Source organism: Actinomadura physcomitrii, assembly GCF_008923205.2.
Taxonomy (GTDB): Bacteria; Actinomycetota; Actinomycetes; order Streptosporangiales; family Streptosporangiaceae; genus Spirillospora; species Spirillospora physcomitrii.
Genome location: NZ_WBMS02000057.1, coordinates 57,249 through 60,779 on the forward strand (window position 1 = coordinate 57,249; position 3,531 = coordinate 60,779).

3 protein-coding genes and 1 pseudogene are annotated in these 3,531 nt (G+C 74.3%); all 4 read left to right on the plus strand.

Annotated elements, in window-relative coordinates; genetic code table 11:
• Positions 1–348 precede the first annotated feature (348 nt).
• Positions 349–1,650: a WD40 repeat domain-containing serine/threonine protein kinase gene (locus tag F8568_RS41960; protein ID WP_160573961.1), complete on the plus strand. Its 1,302-nt coding sequence runs from the start codon at positions 349–351 to the stop codon at positions 1,648–1,650.
• Between the two features lie 102 nt (positions 1,651–1,752).
• On the plus strand, positions 1,753–2,265 hold the full coding sequence (locus F8568_RS41965; RefSeq protein ID WP_151599664.1) for a SigE family RNA polymerase sigma factor: 513 nt from the start codon (positions 1,753–1,755) through the stop codon (positions 2,263–2,265).
• On the plus strand, positions 2,262–3,311 hold the full coding sequence (locus tag F8568_RS41970; protein ID WP_151599666.1) for a hypothetical protein: 1,050 nt from the start codon (positions 2,262–2,264) through the stop codon (positions 3,309–3,311). Before F8568_RS41965 ends, F8568_RS41970 begins: the two co-directional genes overlap by 4 nt.
• A gap of 24 nt (positions 3,312–3,335) precedes the next feature.
• A pseudogene (locus F8568_RS41975) lies at positions 3,336–3,531 on the plus strand (deoxyribose-phosphate aldolase); the annotation flags it as partial.

Sequence of the window (3,531 nt, forward strand, 5' to 3'; positions counted from 1 at the left end):
CACCCCCTGTGGGGGGGGGGGGGGGGGCCCCCGCGCCCCCCCCCCCCCCCCCCCCCGCCACACGTCAACGTCTCGTCCCGGCGCACCGGCCCGACCTGGAGAAGGAGGTCCGGCCGCTGCTCGACCGCATCACCGGCGAGCCGCTCACCGACCTCAAGGACACCCGGGACGTGCGCCGGAGCCCGCCCTGCCGCGCGGAACTGGTGAAGGCCGCCGGACGGGTCGAGAGCGCCCGGCGTCCCGACGCCCTGCACCGCGTCGGAGCTTGCCCGCGCGATTCCATCGATCTGCTGACGAAGTGTCCCGCAAGGGTTATTGGACCCGGTGGCGTCATGGTTGTGTGCCTCTGTGACACAGGACGCGGGACATGTCGTGATCGGCCGGTACCGGCTGGTGGAGCTGCTGGGCGAGGGCGGGATGGGCGCCGTCTGGCGCGCGCACGACGAGCGGATGCGCAGGGACGTGGCGCTCAAGCGGCTCAAACTGCCCGCGAGCCTGGAACCGGGGCTGCGCGGCCGGCTGGTGGCGCGCATGGAGCGGGAGGCGCGGTCGGTCGGGATGCTCAAGCATCCCGGCATCATCACGGTCCACGACCAGTTCCATGACGAGGACGGCCTGCCCTGGATCGTGATGGAGCTGGTCCGGGGCCGGTCCCTGGACGCCGCCGTCCGCGAGGACGGCCCGCTGGACGAGGCGGAGGCGGCAAGGATCGGCGCGCGGATCGCGGAGGCGCTGGCGGTCGCGCACCGGGCGGGGGTCGTGCACCGCGATATCAAACCGGCCAACGTGCTGCTGGAAGGCGGCCGGGTCGTGGTCTCCGACTTCGGGCCCGCCGCCGTCCCCGGGGAGACCGCCCTGACCGCCAGCGGCGCCCTGCTCGGCACTCCCGCCTTCCTGGCCCCCGAGCAGGTCGACGACCGCGAGGCCACCGCCGCGTCGGACATCTGGTCCCTCGGCGTCACCCTGTACGCGGCGGTGGAAGGGCGGCCCGCGTTCGCCGGCGGCAGCCTCGCGGCGCTGCTGCTGGCGATCTCGCGCGGCGAGCCCGCGCCCATGGAGCGCGCCCGCGTCCTGGCGCCGGTCCTGCGCGACGTGCTCCGCCGTGACCCGCGGCGGCGTCCGAGCGCGGAGAGCGTCGCCGAGGCCCTTGACGCGCTGGCCGGAAGCCCGCGCGCCGAGCGCCCGCCAGCCGGAAACCCGGCTGCCGACGCCGTTCCGCCGCTGCCGTTCGCGCAGCCTTCCCGCCGCGCCTTCCTGCTCAGCGGGGGCGCCGCCGCCGTCGCTCTGGCCGTCCCCATCGGTTACGCCCTCACGCACGACGGCAAGTCGGGGCATCCTCACGCGAGCCGTACGCACGCCGCATCGGGCCCGCCGTCCCTGGGGAAGGTGCTGAAGGGCCATACGGAACCGGTCACGGCGGTGGCGTTCAGCCCCGACGGCAAGGTCGTGGCCAGCGTGGGCGCGGACAGAACGCTGCGGTTGTGGGACGTGGCCGCCCGCAAGTCGCTCAGGCCGGCCGTCCAGGAGCACACGGACACCGTGCTCGCGGTGGCGTTCAGCCCCGTTGGCGGGACTCTGGCCACCGCGAGCAGCGACCACACCGTCCGGTTGTGGAACATGGCGGCCCTGAGCCCGCACGCACCGGCCTGACCGGCCATCAGGACCGGCCCGTCGAACCGCCGGCGCGGGCCGTGCAACCTTCCGGCGCCCCGACCGCATCAAGGGTGTGTGGAACGGCCGAGGAGCATGCGCATGCCGGGACGGGACGACGAGTTCACCGCCTACGTGACCGCCAGGACGCCCTGGTTACGGCGGGTCGCGTATCTGCTTTGCCAGGACTGGCACCGCGCGGACGACCTCGTGCAGACCGCGATCACCCGCCTGTACCTGCACTGGCGCCGCGCGTCGGCGGCCGACAACATCGACGGCTACGCGCGGACGGTGCTGATCAGGGTGTTCCTCGCGGAGCAGCGCGGCGGCTGGCGGCGCCGCGTCCGCCTCGTCCCCGCCCTGCCCGACGGGCCGGACGGCCCGCTCGACCTCGCCGGCGACCTGGACCTGCGGGAGGCCCTCGCGGGGCTGCCGCCGCGCCAGCGCGCCGCCGTCGTCCTGCGCTTCTACTGCGACCTGTCGGTCGAGCAGACCGCCGACGTCCTCAACTGCTCCACAGGGACCGTCAAGAGCCAGACAGCGCGCGGCCTGGACGCGTTGCGCCGCGGGCTGCGACCGGTGCAGAGCCTCACGGATGGGGAGAACCCGGCATGAACGACCTCAAGGAACGGCTGTCGGAGATCGCCGGCACGCCCGGACCCGTGACGTCCGTGGACGCCGCCGCGGCGATCAGGAGGGGGCGCCGGATCAGGCGCGGTCGGCGCGCCGCCTCCGGGACGCTGCTGGCCGGGCTCGCGGCGGCCGTCACGGCGGTCGCGGTGCCGCCCGGCTCGCCGGACGGCCCGCACCGCACCGTCCGGCCCGCACAGCAGGCGGCATACCCGGCCCTGCTGGTGCCGCCCGCCGCGTTCGGCCGGCTACCGAAGGGCTACGCGCAGACGGTAGCGCGGTTCGAAGCGGATCCGGCCGACTACACGGTGGCGGCGGGACGTGGGGACCGTCCGGCGCTGGAGCTGACCCTCATGGAGTCCCGCACCGAACCGCCGATCGCCAACCTGCCCGGCGGGAAGAAGGGCCACTGGATGAAGACGGCGCACATCAACGGGCACATCGGCCACTGGACGATCGTGCCGGGCGGCCCGGGCTCGGATCAGGTGCCTGCCGAGCTGCGGTGGGAGTACCAGCCGCACCACTGGGCGCTGCTGTCGGTGACCAGCCGCGCGCTCGCCCAGGAGTCGACCGTGCTGCGCATCGCGAGAGGTGTGACGTTCGGTTCCCGAGGGCCGGCGGCGTTCCCGTTCCGGGTCCGGGGCGTCCCGTCCGGGCTGAAGCCGTCGCAGGCCCGCGTCGGCACCGGGCCGCAGGCGTCCGTCCGGCTGGCCTCGCCCGGCGCGCCAGGGGGTGAGCTCGGGATCGACATCGTGCCCGCGAGCAGGAAACGCGCCATGGTGAACACGAAGACCGACGGGCATGCCGCCTTCGATTCCCGGCTGGCGCACGGTGGCCCGACGATGGACCGGAACCCGTCGGAGGCGCAGCGGCTGGTCGTCTACGGCGTGCAGGGCTTCGACGTCACCGTCCAGGCGACGGGCGGGCCGCTGCGGCGGCTGCAGGCGTCCGGCGGGCTGACCGGCCTGTACCACCGCGTGACGCTGCTCGGCGACGATCCGGCCCGCTGGACGACGACGCCGCTCGGCTGACCGGTACATGGGCCGTTTGTGCCGATGAGGGTCTTCGGCGATGCTTGGGGCGTGTCAACGGAGACTCTCATCGGCGCCGCTGAGCTGCGCGCGTTCCTGCATGGTCTGCCGGGTGTGGATCAGGTCGGCGCGGAGGAGCGCGCGGCCCGGTTGGCGGCCCGGTCGATCAAGACGTCGGCGAAGGCCGAGGCGATCGATCTGGCGATCTCGATGGTGGATT